This window comes from Glutamicibacter sp. NPDC087831 (assembly GCF_044742845.1).
In the GTDB taxonomy this organism is placed as follows: Bacteria; Actinomycetota; Actinomycetes; order Actinomycetales; family Micrococcaceae; genus Glutamicibacter.
The window spans coordinates 119,323-137,196 of sequence record NZ_JBIUVH010000003.1 but is presented as its reverse complement, the minus strand read 5'-3'; the positions used below and the strand labels follow the sequence as shown (position 1 = coordinate 137,196).

Here is a 17,874-nt window from a genome sequence, read left to right as displayed (position 1 = left end):
TACGTCTTGATGCTCGGCCGATGCCGCGCTTATCTGAAATTAACCCGGTCGGATTCCGTGCCGTCGATTTTCGCGAAGTACGGCTGGGCATATCCCGATTCGATCACGCATGGCAAGTCCTTGGAGGCCCGGCCATTGCCGTCGACGTTGAAGGTCACGTAATTATCCGAGAACATTCCCTTGGAGTGGTAGCACTGCGCCAGGTAGGTGTGGGTGCCCGGGTCGAAGTCGTAGAGCTCCACGTGGTACTTGTAGCAGTTCGGCGGGCAGGTGGAGTTCGCGTAGCCGTTGTACAACGGTCCTTCGGACAGCTTCACCGAACGGGCCGGCTTAGGATTGGTCTGATCCGTTTTGGACCAGGACTTGCTCTGGCCTTCGGTATCCGTGGCCACGATCTTAAGGGTGCGGCTGGTGGAGTAGCCCAGGTTGCTGACCTTCTCCGTACCGTCGTTAGCCGTGTTAGACCCGTCAATGGCTACCGTCTGGGTGACCTTGCGTCCGTTGGATTCGCCGGCGGCTGTATTCCAGCTGAAGGAAATCCAGTTATCGCCATGCGACGAGGAAATCTTCGCGTTATCGCGCAGCGGACCGTAGGCGCTGGTCTGGTTGCTGGCCGGGCTGGGGTCTCCCGGGCCGGCAGCATTCAAGGCACGCACGCGCCAGGTATGCGCGGTGCCGTTGGAACCGGTGTCGATCACCGAGCCGGGGCCGCCGAAGGACTGCCACCCTCCGCCATCGGCGGAGTACTGGTATCCGGTGATCTTCGAGCCGTTGGCCGCAGGAGCCTGGAAGCCCAGTTGCACCATGCGATTGGCGCCGGTGGCCTTGGCGCTCACGCTGGACACGGCCTTTGGACGCCCGTACGGGGTCACCGCCACCGAATTCGAGCTCTGTTCCGAGCTGCCCTTGCGGTTGGTTGCCGCGATGGTGAAGGTGTAGGAACCCGAGGTGCTCAGGCCGGTGACCGACTGGCTGGTCTGGTTGGCCGCAATGGAGCCAATGGTCTTCTCCAGGGTTCCGGACTTGTAGACGCGCAGGGCATAGCCGGTGATCGGTGCGCCATTGGTGCCCGGTGCGTTCCAGGCGACGTTGACCACGCCGCCATCCACCGCGGATTCCTTGCGGGCCGCGGTGGGGGCGGACGGCTTGAACGGCTTGCCAGCCGGGGTCACGGCTGCCGAGTAGGCGCTGAAGGCCGATGGCTTGGACGCCTTGTTCACCGCACGCACGCGGACCTGGTAATCGGTGCCGTTCTTCAGGCCCTTCCAGGTATAGGAAGTGCCGGTAATGCCGGTGACCTGGGTGACGCCGTTGGACGGTGCCGGGGAGATCTCCAAGGTGTAGCTCTGGATGGCCGAACCCCGGCTGGCGGGGGCAGTCCACTTGAAGGCCGCCTGCTGGTCGCCGTCGGTGCCGGTCGGGGCGGCAGGCTGTTCGGGTTCCACGTCCGGTCGGGCATCGGCTGACGGCGCCGAGGCCGGGGACTGGCCGATCTCGTTGGCGGCGGTCACCGTGAAGTTGTATACGGTGTCGTTGGCCAGCGGGGTGATGGTGCAGGTGGTGGTGGCGCACCGCTGGGTGTGCCCGCCGCCGGTCACGGTGTAGTGGGTGATCTGCGAGCCGTTGTTGGCCGGTGGATCCCACTGCAGCACAGCCTTCTCATCCCCGGTGGACTGGACGCGTGGCAGGCCCGGGGCTTCCGGGGCGCCCTTGACGTTCAGCGTCACGGTACCGATGACGTTGCGTGCCACGTCTTCGGTGACATCGCCAATGGTGTATTCCACCCGCATGGTGCCCACGAAGTTGTCCTTCGGGGTGATAGATACCTTGTCGCCGCTCGTTTCCACTTCCCCGGTGTCTTCCAGGGCGCGGGCGTTGATCAGGCGCAGCGGGCCTTCATCCGCGTACGGGTTGTGGTCGTTGGCCAGCACATCGACCACTTCGGTCTTGCCCTGGGCCGCATCGGCCACGTTATCGGCCACAGCTACCGGCAGCTCGCGGACCGAGCCGGTCACGGTGATGTTCATGGCGGCCGGAACCGGCGGGTTCACACCGTCGCTGACCGTGACGGTGACGGTACCGGTGGTGCCCTTCGGGGTCGAAGCTCCGGCGCTGACCTTCAGGTTATGCTCTTCGACCAGTTCGGCCTGGACACCTTGGATATCCACCGAAGAGATGGCGAACTTCAACTTCGGAACGTCGTCTTCATTGGCATCGTTGGCGGCCATGCGCAGGTCCAGGAAGGCTGGCTCCTCGCCCTGGCCCACGGCCAAGGCATTGGCCTGCAGGGTCGGAGCGAAGTTCTCTTCCTGCGGCTGCTCTTCTTCCTCTTCCTCTGGCTCTTCCTCCTCCGGTTGGCCTTCCTCGTTCTGGTTCTGGCGTTCCTCGGAATCGTTCTGGCGCGGAGCCGGGGTGACATTGATTGGCAGGGTCAGCTTGGACTTCAGGCCCATTTCATCGTCGGGGCCGGTGCCGTCGGTGACTTCGAAGCTGACGGTAGCCGAGCCGTCGAAATCGACCGGTGCACGGAAGGAAAGCTCGGTGGCGGACTTCACCAGCTCGCCGTCGTTTTGCGGCATCGAGGCCACCGACTCTTCGGTGGTCAAGCGCGGGGTGCGTCCCTCACGGACGAGGACCAGGTCATCCAGGTTCAGTGGCAGGACCTGTCCCGCCTCGACCTGCAGATTCAGCCCGCTGCGCAGGATTGGCCGTGCTCCGGCGGTGCCTGGCACATGGACGAAGGCAGTAGAAGCCAGTTCGTCGGGGTCGGTCAGGGTGTAGGCAATGATCTGCGCGTCCTCGGTGGCGGTGACGACCAGGCCATCTTCGGTGACTTGGGCAGTAGACGGGTTATCCGGCAAGCTGATCTCCAATTCGCTGGAGCTGCCATCCGGGTCCTCGTCATTGCGCAAGATATCTACGGTCACTTGTTCATCGCCGATGACTTCTTCCAAGGAAACCCGGTCATCGCGGGCAATGGGCGCCAGCAGCTGGGCCTCTGGATCGGACTTGATGCTCAGCGTGCCCGCCGCGGTGCCGCCGCGGCCGTCGGAAATCATGTAGCGCACCGAAACGTTGCCGTCTTCCGGGGGCGAGGTCAGGGTGACGCGGCCGTCAATGACTTCCACCTCCGTGCTGGCTTCGGTGGAGACTTCGCTCATCAAGGCGATCGGGTCGCCATCCGGGTCGGTGTCGTTGTCCATCACGTCCACCGCCACCGGGCGGTTGGGGCGCACGGTCAAGAAGTCGTTGACGGCAACCGGGGAATTATTCGATTCGGCAAGCGGTGCCACGCCGATCTTGATCGTGCCGGTGGCGCGGGCACCCAAACGGTCTTCCACCACGTAGCTGAATTCATCGGTGCCCGAGGCATCGGGGTTAGCCGTGTAGTCGACGGAGGCCCCGCGGATCTTCGCGGTGCCCATGCGCGGGGAATCGCCGAATTGCACGAGGGAGACCGAGTCGCCATCGGGGTCGATAGCGTCAATCGGGATCAGCACGTTGGTGCTGGAGCCGGCGAAGACCCGCCCGGTGACTGGTTCCGGGTTCGGCGGGGTGTTCTTTTCCAGGTCATTGGCTTCTGCCTCGGGCAGGACGTTGAAGGTGACGCTGGCGCTGGTTTCCTGGCCATCAGGTCCTGCCACGGTGTAGACCGCGGAAACCTGCTTGGCCTTGCCGCCAAAGTCGCCGGCGCGGAATCGAATCGTTTCGTCGGCAACCGAGATCAGGGACCCTTCTCCCAGATCATCAGCTTCTTCCAGCTCGGGACGCAAGAGCAGCTCTCCGCCGTTCGGGTGGATGTCGTTTTCCAGAACCTTGACGGTGGCCACGTCGTTCTCGCGGACGGTGACGGTGTCCGGGTTGGCCTGCGGCGGATCCATGCGTGGTGGTGCCGGAATCGGAATCACGCGGATGGAACCGGTCGCTTCACGAGAGCCATTGGACACGGTGTAGCTAATGGTGGTCGGGTCGGTGAGGCCGCGCACGTCGGTGATGCGGACAAAGGTATTGCGTTCTACGGAGGTGGAGAACGGCTTGTCGCTGGCGGTCTGCACGCCGGTTACCACCAGTACGCCACCGGCCGGGTCGGTGTCGTTGCCCAGCACGTTGACCAGTACATCCTGGCCGGCAGGCAGCAAGGCGACATCGCGTACCGCGATCGGATCCTCGGCATTTTCTTCCGGCTTCTTGATATCGATGCGGGCCAGGCCCGGAGCGCTGGCCGGGCCGTTGGTGGCCATGTATTCAACGTAGTAGGTTCCGGCACGTTCGGCACGTGCGGTCACGGTTCCGGTCTGTGCGTTGGTTTTGATTTCCAACCCGGGAACATCATCCACGCCGGCCAGCCGCAGACCGTCCCCGCTGGGATCAGTGTCATTTTCCAGCGGGGAGAAACTGGCGGATTCATTGATATTGGCCACCACATGATCGGTTGCGGTCACCGGTTTGACGGTGGCGTCGGCCAAGACCTCGATCAGGACCCGGCCCTTGGTGCCCTCCTGCCCGTCGGAAACCTGGATGGCCAATTCCTTTTGCCCCAGCTTCTTTCCGTCATCCTGGAACGTCAAGGTGCCATCGGGCTGGACGCGGATCACATCATCGCCATCGGAAGTTCCACCGAGCAAGCGGAGGTCATCGCCTTCCGCGTCGGTCCAGTCAGCGAGCACGTTGTGGCTGACTGACTCGCCCTGCTGCACGCGCAGCACGGTGGTGCGCTTTTGTTCCGGAGCCTTATTGGTTTCATCGTCCACCACGTTCAGCTTGACGGTCGCGGTGTCCTGTCCCCCGCGGCCATCTTTGGTGGTGTAGGAAAAACTTGCGCCGCCCCTGGCATCTTCGGGAACCACAATCTGGAATCCGGTGCCGTCATGGACCGGCTGCACGGCACCTACCGAGGGCGCAGCGCCTTCCAGGTTCGCGGTCAGCAAATCGCCGTCCGGATCCACGTCGTTATAGAGCACCGGCAGCAAGGTGGTGCGGCCGGGGCGTACCGAATAGCTGTCGTCCTCGGCGATCGGTTTCTTGTTTTCCTCGGTGCGGTTAGGCAGCTCGATGGCGTCGGTGATTTCCTTGGTTTCTTCTTCCTTGGCTTCGCCCTTGCCAGCAGGCGGTTCCAGATCACTCCAGTTGCTGACGATTTCCATGCCTTCATTGGCCAACCAGACTTGCCCCGAATGCACGTCGTTGAGCACGACCACGTCCCGGTTGACGCGGAACGCCAGTTCAGCGCCTTCTGGCATTTCCGGAATTGTGGTGCTCTGGTTATGTGCCGGGTCATCGCAGAAGCGCAGATACTCGCCACTGGTCTGCCAGGCCGCGTAGGTGCACGTTCCCACGCGCACCGGCTGGATAGGGGTGCCAGCGGTTTCCAGCTGCTCATAGTTGGTGGCTTTGCCGGACAGGCTCACCGTTGCCAGCGACTGGTCCAGGGCCACAGCAATGTTCTCGGCTTCCGGGCCCGGAGACTGGATCCGGGCGTTGGCAGGATTCTCGAGAATTGCGGAGTTGCCCTCCGAGGTGACCAGTTCGCCGGTGGCTTCATCGAAGACCACGCCGATCTTGCCGACGGCCGAAAGCTGCGGCTCCTTCATCTCGGCCAGTTCCGGAATTTCGAATTCCTGGGCGAGTTCGGCTTTCCCGTCGTCGTCCAGGGTGAAGCTGGAAAGGGTTCCTGCGCCGAGGTCTGCGGCCCAGATGGTGTCGTCGGCGCCAACCACGGCGGCGACTTCGCCCTTGGACTCGATCAGCGGTTCGGCGCCTTCGCCCTTGAAATCGGCAATCTGTTCGAGGTTGCTGGCCTGGACAGTTCCGTGTTCCGCGTCGGTGACGGCGACAACGGACGCACCGAAGGAGAAGGATGAGTTGGCTGGCAGGTTGTTATCGCCAGCAAATTGCACCATCGCGGGGTCAATAGTGGTCAGCGAGGCCTGTTCCAGGTTGCGTACCAGCACGCTTTCTTCATGCTGCACCAGGTCATAGTTGGCCAGCGGGGTGGCAACGCCACCGTCGATGGTGCGCGACTGGTAGTTGACATGCCCGATCTTGCCTTCGGACTGATTGACTACCCAGACACCACCGTCGTTGAGTTCCACGTCAGCAGTTTCGAAGCCCGGATAGATAATGGCGCCGGTGACGGCAAGGGCCGCCACGACTGGGATCGCAGTCACCTTGAACCCGGTGCTTTTAAGCAGTCCAGTCCATCCGGTCGAAGCGGCTTTGGCCATCTAGAGGTCAGTCCTTGGTTTGCTGGTACGAATGTGCGCCAGAATCCGGCCTATTCCCCATAGCCAGACTCAACGCCCTCCAATTCTAACGAACTGACAAAACCTCCGCCATGGAGAGTTCTCCCCATGGGCACTGACTGGGCGATTCATCAACGCAATACAATTCGCGTGCTTCATCTCCATCAGCGGGAACCGCCTATGCGACCGCAGATGCCCTTTGATTCCTTTTCGGCAGGTCCAGCGGCATAACCCGCGCCTGGAAGCACCTGCTAGACGACCGCGGAAGCAGTTCAGAACGAACCTGCGCAAAAGTCTTCAACAAATCTTTCATATCAACTACTGTTAGTTACATGACATCCTCTGCACCGCACCGCGAGCCTTCGGCAATCGACCAGATCGCCGAAGCCTTCTTCGCCAAGTCCCTTGAACTGACCCCGGAATGGGGAGTTTCCCTTGGCTTGCCAGGCTACGAGACCACCTATGGCGACTACTCCCCTGCTGGCACCACCCAGCAGATCAGTTTGCTGCGGGAGACTTTGGGCGCATTGGCCAACGCCACTGCGGTCGACGCAATTGACGAAGTCTCGCTTGACGCGATGACCGAGCGATTGAGCCTCGAACTGGAAATCCTGTTCACCGGGCGCACCGAGCTGAACAATATCGCCAGCGCGGCACAGGAAATCCGCTCAATCATCGATTTGATGCCGCAGGAGTCCTCCGAGGACTACGCTTTCATCGCCCAGCGAATGTCCAACATTCCGGCTGCGATTGACGGCTACATCGCATCTTTGCGTGATTCCGCTTCAAATGATCTGGTTGCGGCGCAGCGCCAAGTGTCCATAGTGATCACGCAAACCACCGATTACGCCAAGGATGGCGGATTCTTCGACCAGTTGGCCACCTCCGGCACCGCAGTGGATACCGCTTTGCAAGCACAGCTGGAAGCCGGAGCCGAAGCCGCGAAGAAGGCCTACCGCAAACTCACCGCGTACTTGCAAGATGAACTCCTGGCACAGGCACCGGCCGAAGACGCGGTGGGCCGAGAGTACTACTCGCTGATGTCCCGCCGCTTCCTGGGCGCCGCAGTGGATTTGGAAGAGACCTATGCCTGGGGCGTCGGCGAACTCGATGCCATCATCGCCGAGCAGCGGCGCGTCGCCCAGCAGATCAAGCCGGGCTCCACGATCGAGGAAGCCAAGAAGATCCTCAACGAGGATCCGGCGCGCAAGCTCTCAGGCACCGACGCCTTGCGGGAGTGGATGCAGGGCAAGGCTGACCAGGCCATGGCGGACTTGTCGGGCAAGCACTTTGACATCCCGGCGCCAATGGACCGCATCGAATGCATGATCGCTCCGACCCAGGATGGCGGCGTGTACTACACCGGCCCGTCAGAAGACTTCAGCCGCCCGGGACGGATGTGGTGGTCGGTTCCGCCTGGAGAAGATGAATTCACCACGTGGGCCGAGCTCACCACCGTCTATCACGAGGGCGTTCCCGGCCATCACCTGCAGATCGGTACAGCCCAAATGCAGGCCTCCACGCTCAACAGCTGGCGCCGATTGATGTGCTGGGTTTCCGGACAGGGCGAAGGCTGGGCGCTGTACTCCGAACGCCTCATGCACCAGCTGGGCTACCTCGATGACCCGGGCGATTACATGGGCATGCTCGATGCGCAACGCATTCGAGCCGCGCGAGTGGTCTTTGATATAGGAGTTCACCTGGGCTTGGAAGTTCCTGCACAGTGGGGCACCGGCACCTGGAACGCCGAAAACGGCTATGAGTTCCTGGAGAAGAATCTGGACATGTCCACGGGTCAGCTGGACTTCGAGTACAACCGCTATTTGGGATGGCCAGGCCAGGCTCCGTCCTACAAGATCGGCCAACGGCTCTGGGAGCAGATCCGCGACGATCTCGCGGCCGCCGAGGGCGAGGACTTCTCGCTCAAGGAATTCCATACCGCGGCATTGAAGCTCGGTTCAGTTGGCCTGGATACCTTGAAGCGCGCCCTGGTGAAGTAGCCTCCAGGAAATCGGCTTGGCGGTTCTGCTTATTGGCAGGACCGCCATTCGTTTTATCCCTTGTAGCTGGAAATCTGGATAAGATTGCCACACGTGTCATCAAAGGTCGCAACCACGACGGGTCCGGCATCCGTCGGTTCTTGCGTGAACTTCACGCCCAGTGAGCTAAGACGCTCGAATTCCACCTGGACATCATCAACGGCAAAGGAAGTTGCCGGGATGCCGTCTGCTTTCAGTGCTGAACGGTACGGCCCAACGGCAGGGTGTGCTGAAGGCTCCAGAAGCACTTCAGGACCTTGCTCCTGGTCCGCTGCAACAAGGGTCAGCCAGCTGTATTCGCCCACAGGTATATCGTGCTTGACCTTGAAGCCCAGCACCTCGGTATAGAACGCTTTAGCTTTCGCCTGATCATCCACGCACACACTAGTGATATAAACCCGCACTATTTCCTTCTTTCAGTTCCGGCCCATGCAGCAACCACGGATTCCCCACGCCTTGCTGGCTTCTACCTTTCCATATGGTTCCGACAGGTCAAGATCACGGAAGCAGCACTGAAGAGCCCAGCTTTATATTCCAGGGAAAAACGATAACAAGCTATTGATTAACGATAGATAATAGTCGACAATCATTAGATGACCGGTTTCGCTATTTTACCCGCCCGAATCGCACTCATCGCAATCTTCCTCGGGGCGCTCCTTGGCCAAGTGCTGATTTTGCCGATGTTCATCGAAGAGACCACCTACATTCATCCCGAAGTGGCCCATCTGGCGACCCCGTACCGGTGCGCAGTGACGGCCGGGCTTGTTTTCCTGCAGATTGCCCTGATTTGTTTTTGGATCCTCATATTGAAGCTTCGGCGCCGAACCTTCTGCCAGGCCAGCTCACTGCATTGGTTCAGCATTGCCATTTGCGCCGCCGCTACAGCAACCCTGCTGGTCCTGGGGCTGGGAATTCACCTCTTGGGGTTTATCGGCGCCGGCGGTCCCGGTGTCGTCCTTGCCGTTGCCGGCGGGGCGGCACTGGGAGGAACTGCCACTTGCTTGCTGGTCGCATTTCGCGGCATGCTCGCGTCCAGGATACGAAAGCAAACTGCGTGAAGTGAGCGATGCTTCTTGAAGCACAGTCGCGGCGATTAGTCCAGCAACAATGGCACAGAGCCAAAAATTCCCATGTGAAGATCTGTGTCCTCGCACCGAAGTCTTCGCACAAATCGTGCGTCATTTCGCCGGTCCAGTGACCCTAGACACCGCTTTTCAGTGCAATAAAGCACAAACGGCGAAATACCGTCATGTTGCGTAACATAAACTGCCGCCGACGAAGAAAAGCGCCCTAATCTTGAACGCATGTCTACTACCGCACCTTCATCTAAGCTTCCACGCTGGATGACCAATTTCGGCCCGCAGATCATTGCGGCGCTGATTGCTGGTCTTCTACTGGGTCTCCTAGCCAAGTACACCGGCAGCACCGCCGAGGAACCCAACGGGCTGGGTGAAGCCCTGTCGATCATTGGTTCCAGCTACGTTGCGTTGCTGCGCACTGCAGTGATCCCACTGATCTTCTTTGCGGTTGTCGCCTCAATTGCCAATTTGGCCAAGGTCACCAATGCGGCACGCCTTGCGTGGCAGACCCTGCTCTGGTTTGCCATCACTGCCTTGATCTCGGTAATCATCGGCATGGTTCTTGGCACCGTTTTCCGCCCCGGAGCGAATACCGGCCAGGGCATGCCAGATGAATACGATGGCAAGACCGGCGACTGGCTCGGCTTCCTCACTGGCCTGGTCCCAGCCAACTTCCTGGGTCTGGGCGCGAGCACCAAGCTGGTTGATGAAGCAACCGCTTCCACCTCGATCAGCTTCAACGTCCTGCAGATACTGGTCATTGCCATCGCCGTGGGCGTCGCTGCCCTCAAGGTTGGCAAGGCGGCCGAACCATTCCTCGCGTTCTCGGCCTCTATCCTGGCGATCATCCAGAAGGTCCTCTGGTGGATCATCCGCATCGCGCCGATCGGCACGGTTGGCCTGATCGGCAACGCTGTTGCCACCTATGGCTGGGACACTATTGGCGCACTGGGCAAGTTCACCGTTGCGATCTACGTCGGCTTGGCACTGGTGCTATTCGCGCTCTACCCGGTACTGGTCCGCGCACATGGCCTGTCAATCAAGCAGTACTTCTCGGGTGTATGGCCTGCAGTGCAGCTGGCCTTCGTTTCACGCTCTTCGATTGGCACCCTGCCATTGACCCAGCGCGTGACCGAACGCAACCTCGGGGTGCCTTCGGGCTACGCTTCCTTCGCAGTGCCACTGGGCGCGACTACCAAGATGGACGGCTGCGCTGCCATCTATCCGGCGATCGCAGCAATCTTCGTTGCCCAGTTCTTCGGTATTGAGCTGTCCCTCACCGATTACTTCTTGATTGCGCTGGTTTCCGTATTGGGCTCGGCAGCAACCGCAGGCACTACCGGCGCCATCGTCATGCTGACGCTGACCCTTTCCACCCTGGGCCTGCCGCTGGCAGGCGTTGGCCTGCTGATGGCCGTTGACCCGATCATTGATATGGGCCGCACCGCGGTAAATGTCGCCGGCCAAGCACTGATTCCAACCATCGTCGCCAAGCGCGAGGGCATCTTGGACATTGACATGTACAACGCACCACGCAATGGCAACCCCTTCGCTGATGAAAGCATCTCAGCGGCAGATGCTGAGGCAACTGCAACCAAGTAGGCATTGCTGAAGGAAATCGGCGCACGAGCACTATTGCTCGTGCGCCGATTTCCGGTTAAAGGTCACACGGATTCACTTTGCACAGGGTGCAACTTTGCACGTAGTGTAAGTTATGTGACTTCCCCGAGTACCGGCACCCGCCGCGAACTAAACAAACGAGCAACGAAACAAGCCATCGTTGAAGCCGTCGCGGACCTGCTTCGCAAAGGCTCTGCCACGGCGCTTACCGCTACGCAGATCGCTGAAGCGGCCGGTGTTTCGCGCCGTACACTCTTCAACTATTTTCCATCAGTAGATGCGGTCTTCTCCTATCCCCTGCACCAGGTTCTGGGAACCATGGTGGATTCCATTAGCGACCTAACCGACTCCATGCCTCTGGTCGAAGCGATCATCGAATCGCTCAAGTCTGATGACGTGTCGCAGATGCTCGGGCAAGTGGCCCAGTTTGGTGCATTCTTGCGAACGGAAGAAGCCAACTGCGGCTTCCCCGCCACGATGAACGAATGGCGGACAGCCACCACGGAAGTCATCGAAAAAGTCGCCCGCCGTTATCCGCAGGCCGACAGTTTTTCCATCAGAGTCTTTACCCATGCTCTGCTCGGCGCAGGCCAAGCAGCATTTGATGAGTGGATCGAGCGTCTGCCAGCTACCGAAACTCACGGTCTGGATATTTCCCCCGAGCTCATCTCCGTCTTCCATTCCTTGATTACCCAGGCCATGAAAACCCTTGACCAGGGTTTTACCGCCTTGCCGCTGACCAGCACTAGCACCTTGAAGGACATCTAAGCTCATGGCTTCCCTCCTCTACCGCCTCGCTCGATGGGCACACCTGCACCGCTACCGCGTCATTTCAATGTGGCTGGCGGCCTTCATCTTCATCGGCCTGTGCGCCAGCTTGTTCATGGGCCAGCTATCGAATACCTTCACCCTGCCCGGAACTGAAACCCAGCGCACCCTCGACCGAATGAAGGAAGAGCTCCCGGATCTCGCCGGCGGCTCTGGCTCGATTGTGTTCCGTGAAAGCTCGAACCGGCCGCTGAACGAAACCCAGAAGCAGGCCGTCGCCGAGTCCCTGGAACAGCTGGCCATGCAGTCCCAGGTAGTCGAAGCCATGAGCCCCTTCCAACTGCAGGAACAGCTCGATAAGGCGCAGCCAGAGCTGGAGAAAGCGCAGCAGGAACTCGTTGACGGCCAGGAAAAGCTTGACGATGCCAAGGTGCAGATTGCCGATGGCAAGGTGCAGCTCAAGGAAGGCCGCGAGGAACTCACCGATGGCTGGGCACAGTACTTTGACGGCCAGAAGGAAATCCAGGCTGCCGAGCCGCAAATTGCCGCCGCTGAAAAGCAGCTCGCCGATAGCCGCGCGCAGCTGGAAGCCGGCCAGCGCGAGCTGACTTCGGGTCGTGCCCAGCTGGAAGCTGGCGAAGCGAAGTACAACGCCGGATTAGCCCAGTACAAGGACGGAACGGCCGAATACAACGCTGGCCGCGCAAAGTTCGACGCTGGCGAGCAGAAGCTCGATGCCGCTGATGCCAAGCTCGCCGCGGGCGAGAAGGAGTACCAGGCTGGCATGGACCAGCTGCTGGGCGACTCTTCCCGCGAAGAATTCGACGCAACTCTGTCGGCCGGCAAGGAAGAAGCCACCACGGGTCTGAAGTCAGCTGAAGATGGCCTGGCCGCCGCACAGGCAGGACTGGCCGAGGCTGAAAAGGGCATCGAGGAACTACCGGCCCAGATCGAGAGTACCAAGCAGCTCTTGGCGGAGGCAGAGGCGGCCGGAAACCAAGACGACATTGATGCGTACACTAAGCAACTAGCGGACAGCGAAGGCGCCTTGGCTGCGGCGAAAGCCGCGAAACCCGAAGCCGAGAAAGCTATCGCCCAAGCGACCGCCGGCAAGCAGCAGGCCACCGAGGCACTGGAGCAGATCGCCAAGGCCGAAGCCGGCTTGCAGCAGCTTGACGCTGCCCGCAAGGAACTCGACGCTGGACAGGCCCAGGCCAAGGCCGGCCATCAGGAACTGGACGCGAACCGCAGCCAGCTTAGCGCCGCCAAAACCCAGCTGGACGACGCCAAGGCGCAGCTGGATGCAGCGAAAACTGAGATCGCCAGCAACAAGGTGAAGCTGAGCGAAGGCCAGGCCGAGCTCGATGCCGGCAGGGCCAAGCTGGAGGCCGGGCAACGTGAATTCGATGCCAAGAAGGCCCAGTTCCTTGCAGGCAAGGCCGAGCTGACAGAAGCCAAGAACCAGCTTGAAGACGGCGAAAAAACTATCAAGGAAAAGACCGCCGAGCTTGAGCAGGGCGAGAAGGACATAGAGCAAGGCCTGAAGGATCTGGAATCCGGCCGCGCTGAACTGGAATTCGCTTCGCGCCAGGTGGGCGCAAGCTCCGATATGCGTTTCGTTTCCGAAGACGGCAGTACTGCAGTTTCGCAGGTGACCTTCAAGGTCCAGACCGACGCTTTGACTCCCGATGACCGCGAGCAGATCAAGGCTATCGCCGCAGGTCCACAGGCTAACGGCGTGGAGGTGCTGTTCTCCAAGGAGATCATGCAGGACATGTCCCAGGTCTTCGGAGCCTCGGAAATCATTGGTGTGGTCATCGCTGCCATTGTCCTGATTGCCATGCTCGGCACCTTGGTCGCCGCCGGCCTGCCGCTGTTGCTGGCGATCCTCGGTGTGGGCGCTGGCGTGGGCACTACGATGGCGTTCTCCTCGCTGATTGACATGGCCTCGATTACCCCTGCCCTGGCTCTCATGCTGGGCCTTGCGGTGGGCATCGACTATGCGCTGTTCATCATCCACCGCCACCGTTCGCAGCTGCTGTCCGGCATGGAGGTCGGAGAGTCGATTGCACGCGCCGTCGGAACCAGCGGCAACGCGGTGGTCTTCGCCGGTCTGACCGTGATCATCGCACTGGCCGCACTGGCTGTTCCAGGGCTTCCGTTCCTGACCGTCTTGGGCCTGTCGGCCGCGTTCACCGTGTTCTGCTCGGTGCTGCTGAACATCACTTTGCTGCCAGCACTGCTGTCCCTGGCCGGCACCAAACTGGTTTCCAAGCGGGCCCGCAAGAAGGCAGCTGCGGATGCCGAGAATCCCCAGATCAAGGAATCATTCTCCATTCGCTGGGTGCGCATGGTCACCAAGATCGCTGTTCCGGTGACCCTGCTGGTGATAGTCGTCCTGGGTGCCATCGCCCTGCCGGCCACGCAGATGCGAACCGCTTTGCCTGATGGCAGTGCAGAACCTGCCGATTCGCAGGCCTTCCAGGCCTACGAGCAAACCAGCGACAAGTTCGGTTCCGGCTACAACGGCCCGCTGCTGGTCTTAGCTGATCTGCCTGCAGGGCTCAGCGAGCGCGAAGCTGAGGAAACTAGCCTCGATGTGGCCGAGAAACTGCGCGAATACAACGGCGTGGTGGCCGCAATTCCAGTCACCATGACCGAAGACCGTACCTTGGCAGCCATTCAGGTGATCCCTACCGATGGCCCTTCCTCGGAAGCCACCGAAGCGCTGGTGCACCAGCTGCGTGCGGACTACTCGGAGTTCTCCGAGGCCACGGGTGCTGACATTGCCGTGACCGGCCAGGTTGCCGCGCAGATTGACGTCTCCGAAAAGGTCACCGCCGCCCTGGTACCGTACCTGAGCATCGTGGTTGGCCTGTCGCTGATCCTGCTGCTGCTGGTCTTCCGTTCGGTCGTGGTTCCATTGCTGGCCACCGGTGGCTTCCTGCTCTCGCTGGCCGCGGCCTTCGGCGCCAGCGTCATGGTTTACCAGTTCGGCTGGTTCTCCGGCCTCTTCGATGTGAACGTTCCCGGTCCGCTGCTCAGCTTCCTGCCGATCCTGCTCACCGGCATCCTGTTCGGGCTGGCCATGGACTACCAGGTCTTCCTGGTCTCGGCGATGCGTGAACGCTACGCTCACGGCGAGCCGGCCAAGGACGCGGTCCGTTCCGGCTTCTCGATGGCAGCACCGGTCGTCACCGCCGCTGCGCTGATCATGATCTCGGTCTTCGCCGGCTTCGTGTTCTCGCACCTGGCAATGATCCGCCCGCTCGGTTTCGCGCTGGCTTTCGGTGTGCTCTTCGATGCGTTCATCATCCGCATGACCTTCATTCCGGCAGTGATGCACCTGCTGGGCGACAAGGCCTGGTACCTGCCTAAATGGCTGGACAAGATCCTGCCGGATGTTGATGTCGAAGGATCGAAACTCAACGATATGCTGGATTCCGGGGAAAGCACTTCCGCTGATAATTCCAGCCAGGACCAGGCCAAGGAGAACGCCGCCGTATGAGCGAACAGATGAAGACAGGACCCCGGTTGCTGCTGGCTTCGGCTTCGTGGGGACGCAAGAAGGTCCTGGCCGATGCGGGCATCAAATTCACCACCCAGGTTTCCGAGGTGGATGAAGATGCGGTGCTGGCAGCTGCCGTGGCCCGCAACGGCGAGCAGAGTCCAGCGCAGACCGCATTGCTGCTGGCTCGTGCCAAGGCCGAGAACGTGACCCAGGCAGATCATCCGGCAGGCACCGTGGTGCTGGGCTGCGATTCGGTCTTCGAACTTGATGGCGTGGCCTACGGCAAGCCGCACACCAAAGAGGTAGCCCGCGAACGATGGCTGCAGCTGAGCGGTTCTACCGGAATCCTGCACTCGGGCCATTGGCTGATTGATCCCGCCAATCCGGAACAGGCTCGCGGCCAGGTATCTTCCACCGTGGTGCATTTCTCCACCGTGGATGATGCCGAGATCGAGGCCTACGTCGCCAGCGGGGAACCGCTGCCCTGCGCCGGGGCATTCACCATTGACGGGCTGGCTGCAGCCTTCATCGAGTCCATCGAAGGCAACTTCCAGAACGTCGTCGGATTGGATGTCTTCGTGCTGCGCGGCCTGCTGGCCCAAGCCGGGATCAGCATCGTGGATCTCTGGAAATAATCCGGTTCCGGCCGGCAAATGGTGTCTTCCGCCCCACAGCGGAAGGCACCTTTTTCATGCCTGCAGTTCCCTGCTCAGCAGCATCTGTTCGTGCCCGAACCCGCGCTGGAGCATGATGTGGCGCCGGCAGCGGCGGCAATGGAAGTATTCAACAATCCCGGCGGAAGTCCGATGCCTGGATCCGATCTCCCAGCAGTGCTCATGGACATCGGTTTCCTGCCGGGAATCAACGGCTTGGCTGTGCTGTGCAATAGTCATGGCTCCAGCATGATGTAATGCTCTTATGCAACTCAACCCTTACGGAGAATATGCGGTGCTCCTCGCTGCGTCGCTGGCCAATGACTGGCCATCGGACCGCGACGGCATCGAACAACGCACCCGGCAGAGCGGCATGACCATGCCTTTTCCGCGGCTCGCCTCGGACTATGCCCAAACGCGCGCGGTAGTGGATGACTGGCTGGACATCGTTGACGCGCCGTCCGATCCCGAGCGGGCGCTGCTGCTGAATTTGCAGGCGGCTCGAGCTTCGGCCTATCCGCGCCTGGTGGACCACGATGGGGAGGGTTGGCACCTGCACTATCGCGATGACGGCCAAAGCATGCCCCAGGTGCTGCGCTCGGTCTTCTGCGTGGGCACGGCATTGCACCTGACCACCAGGGGCATGCACCGGCTGCGGCGCTGCGAGGCCGCACCCTGCGGCCACGTGGTTGTGGACGTGACACGCAACGGGCGCCAGCGTTTCTGCTCGGTGCGTTGCGCCAATCGCGCGGCCGTCAGGCGGCACCGCGAACGGCAGGCGTAGCTGCCGGGGCTGATTCATGCCAGGCCGGAACCATGGCGTGGCGGCGCACGGCGGGAGGCCGGGTTGGCTTGGCTAGGATATGGATGTGACTTCAGCTATCCGTTCCGCGCGCCGCGCGGATATTCCCAGTGCGTCCTCTACTTTGGCCGAGGCGTTTGCGTTCTACCCCTGGACACGGTGGAGCATTCCAGCCGATCGCTACCTGGAGCGCTTGGAACGCCTTCAAGCCGTCTACCTTTCCCACGCTCTGGAGCATGGAGTCGTCCTGGTCAGCGAGGACCTCGACGGTGTCGCTGCGCTCCTGCCACCAAGTTGTCCAGAGCCTGGCTTGGGCATGCAGGAAGAGATTTCGCAGCTGATGGGCGATCGCTTGGAGATCACCTACGGAGCCGACCTGCCACAGCGGCCTGAGAACGCGTGGGACTTTGCCACGCTTGGGGTTGCTGGATCCAGCGTTGGACGGGGTCTTGGTTCGGCACTCATCAGCCGGTGCCTGAACCATATTGCCGCGTCGGACTATCCCGAGGTGTCGCTGGAAACATCCAACGAGAGAAACGTCCGCCTATACGAGCGGCACGGTTTCGAGGTATTGCATCGCACCGCGATAGCAGAGGGACCTGTGGTGTACACCATGGGCGCCAACCTTGGATAGCCCAATCCTGCAGGCGTCAAGCGGCCCTTCAGGAATCCCTTGGCTCCCGGCCAGCTAGAACACTAGAATGTTCTCGTGGATCCTGGTCCAGCCCGCCTCTTCCAAGTCCGAGAAGTCGGCTCCGGCCCGGACCAGCATCATCCTCGTTCCAGGGGCGCTCACTTCGACGATGGCATCCGCGTCCCCGGCCCCGCCGCATCCGCCAGCTGCCGAGGCCTCTCCTTGGGCGAATTTGAACAGGCAAGCCGTTTGCGCATCTGCCGATGCGGTGGCGAAGTAGTCGGCGTTGCCGTGCGTGACCAGAAAACGCACGGATTGCATGCCAAGGTTCTCCAACTGGCTCCTATCCCCCGGCCACTGGTCGGTTCCAGCCGGATCGCGGTCAAGCGCCGGGATGCCGCTCCCACTGGAGCAACCGGCCAAGGCGAGCGTTCCAGCAGCCAGCAGCGCACAGAGCGCCTTGCCTTGATTTCCCACGACTGCCTCCTTGTTTTCCATCTTGGCGATAGCCTAGTTCGCCGGGTGC

The 17,874-nt window shown here is 61.1% G+C and carries 12 protein-coding genes; 8 read left to right on the top strand and 4 right to left on the bottom strand.

From position 1 onward, the window contains the following. Nucleotides 1-29: 29 nt before the first annotated feature. Entirely contained in the window at nt 30-6,224 is a 6,195-nt protein-coding gene (locus ACIOJF_RS11390) for an Ig-like domain-containing protein (protein WP_402741662.1), read from the bottom strand. A gap of 350 nt (nt 6,225-6,574) precedes the next feature. Here ACIOJF_RS11390 and ACIOJF_RS11385 point away from each other — a divergent pair, with 350 nt between their 5' ends. Continuing rightward, complete coding sequence (locus tag ACIOJF_RS11385) at nt 6,575-8,242, top strand: DUF885 domain-containing protein (protein WP_332498383.1); 1,668 nt, start codon at nt 6,575-6,577, stop codon at nt 8,240-8,242. Between the two features lie 53 nt (nt 8,243-8,295). On the opposite strand, the gene ACIOJF_RS11380 is transcribed toward ACIOJF_RS11385, so the two are convergent. Continuing rightward, nucleotides 8,296-8,685, bottom strand: a complete 390-nt coding sequence (locus tag ACIOJF_RS11380) for a VOC family protein (protein WP_105657125.1) — start codon at nt 8,683-8,685, stop codon at nt 8,296-8,298. Between the two features lie 189 nt (nt 8,686-8,874). Here ACIOJF_RS11380 and ACIOJF_RS11375 point away from each other — a divergent pair, with 189 nt between their 5' ends. The 5 genes from ACIOJF_RS11375 (at nt 8,875) to ACIOJF_RS11355 (ending at nt 15,894) form a co-directional block, all read left to right on the top strand. Further along, the gene (locus tag ACIOJF_RS11375; RefSeq protein ID WP_332727266.1) at nt 8,875-9,339 is read left to right on the top strand and encodes a DUF2975 domain-containing protein; all 465 of its coding nucleotides are present in this window, start codon (nt 8,875-8,877) and stop codon (nt 9,337-9,339) included. Nucleotides 9,340-9,585: 246 nt separating this feature from the next. Then, nucleotides 9,586-10,962 (top strand): dicarboxylate/amino acid:cation symporter, encoded by a 1,377-nt coding sequence (locus ACIOJF_RS11370; RefSeq protein ID WP_402735505.1) that lies wholly within the window; start codon nt 9,586-9,588, stop codon nt 10,960-10,962. A gap of 3 nt (nt 10,963-10,965) precedes the next feature. Continuing rightward, on the top strand, nt 10,966-11,748 hold the full coding sequence (locus ACIOJF_RS11365; RefSeq protein WP_105661747.1) for a TetR family transcriptional regulator: 783 nt from the start codon (nt 10,966-10,968) through the stop codon (nt 11,746-11,748). A gap of 4 nt (nt 11,749-11,752) precedes the next feature. Next, the gene (locus ACIOJF_RS11360) at nt 11,753-15,256 is read left to right on the top strand and encodes an MMPL family transporter (RefSeq protein WP_402735504.1); all 3,504 of its coding nucleotides are present in this window, start codon (nt 11,753-11,755) and stop codon (nt 15,254-15,256) included. Beyond that, on the top strand, nt 15,253-15,894 hold the full coding sequence (locus ACIOJF_RS11355; RefSeq protein ID WP_105661745.1) for a nucleoside triphosphate pyrophosphatase: 642 nt from the start codon (nt 15,253-15,255) through the stop codon (nt 15,892-15,894). Before ACIOJF_RS11360 ends, ACIOJF_RS11355 begins: the two co-directional genes overlap by 4 nt. 54 nt (nt 15,895-15,948) lie before the next feature. Here the strand turns inward: ACIOJF_RS11355 and ACIOJF_RS11350 are convergent, their stop codons facing one another. Then, on the bottom strand, nt 15,949-16,152 hold the full coding sequence (locus tag ACIOJF_RS11350) for a hypothetical protein (RefSeq protein ID WP_146112924.1): 204 nt from the start codon (nt 16,150-16,152) through the stop codon (nt 15,949-15,951). A gap of 25 nt (nt 16,153-16,177) precedes the next feature. On the opposite strand from ACIOJF_RS11350, the gene ACIOJF_RS11345 reads away from it, so the two are divergent. Together ACIOJF_RS11345 and ACIOJF_RS11340 are read left to right on the top strand one after the other, a co-directional pair. Then, on the top strand, nt 16,178-16,696 hold the full coding sequence (locus ACIOJF_RS11345; protein WP_105661743.1) for a CGNR zinc finger domain-containing protein: 519 nt from the start codon (nt 16,178-16,180) through the stop codon (nt 16,694-16,696). Between the two features lie 85 nt (nt 16,697-16,781). Continuing rightward, on the top strand, nt 16,782-17,348 hold the full coding sequence (locus ACIOJF_RS11340; protein ID WP_388024124.1) for a GNAT family N-acetyltransferase: 567 nt from the start codon (nt 16,782-16,784) through the stop codon (nt 17,346-17,348). A gap of 54 nt (nt 17,349-17,402) precedes the next feature. Here the strand turns inward: ACIOJF_RS11340 and ACIOJF_RS11335 are convergent, their stop codons facing one another. Then, entirely contained in the window at nt 17,403-17,825 is a 423-nt protein-coding gene (locus ACIOJF_RS11335) for a hypothetical protein (protein ID WP_146112923.1), read from the bottom strand. Nucleotides 17,826-17,874 lie beyond the last annotated feature (49 nt).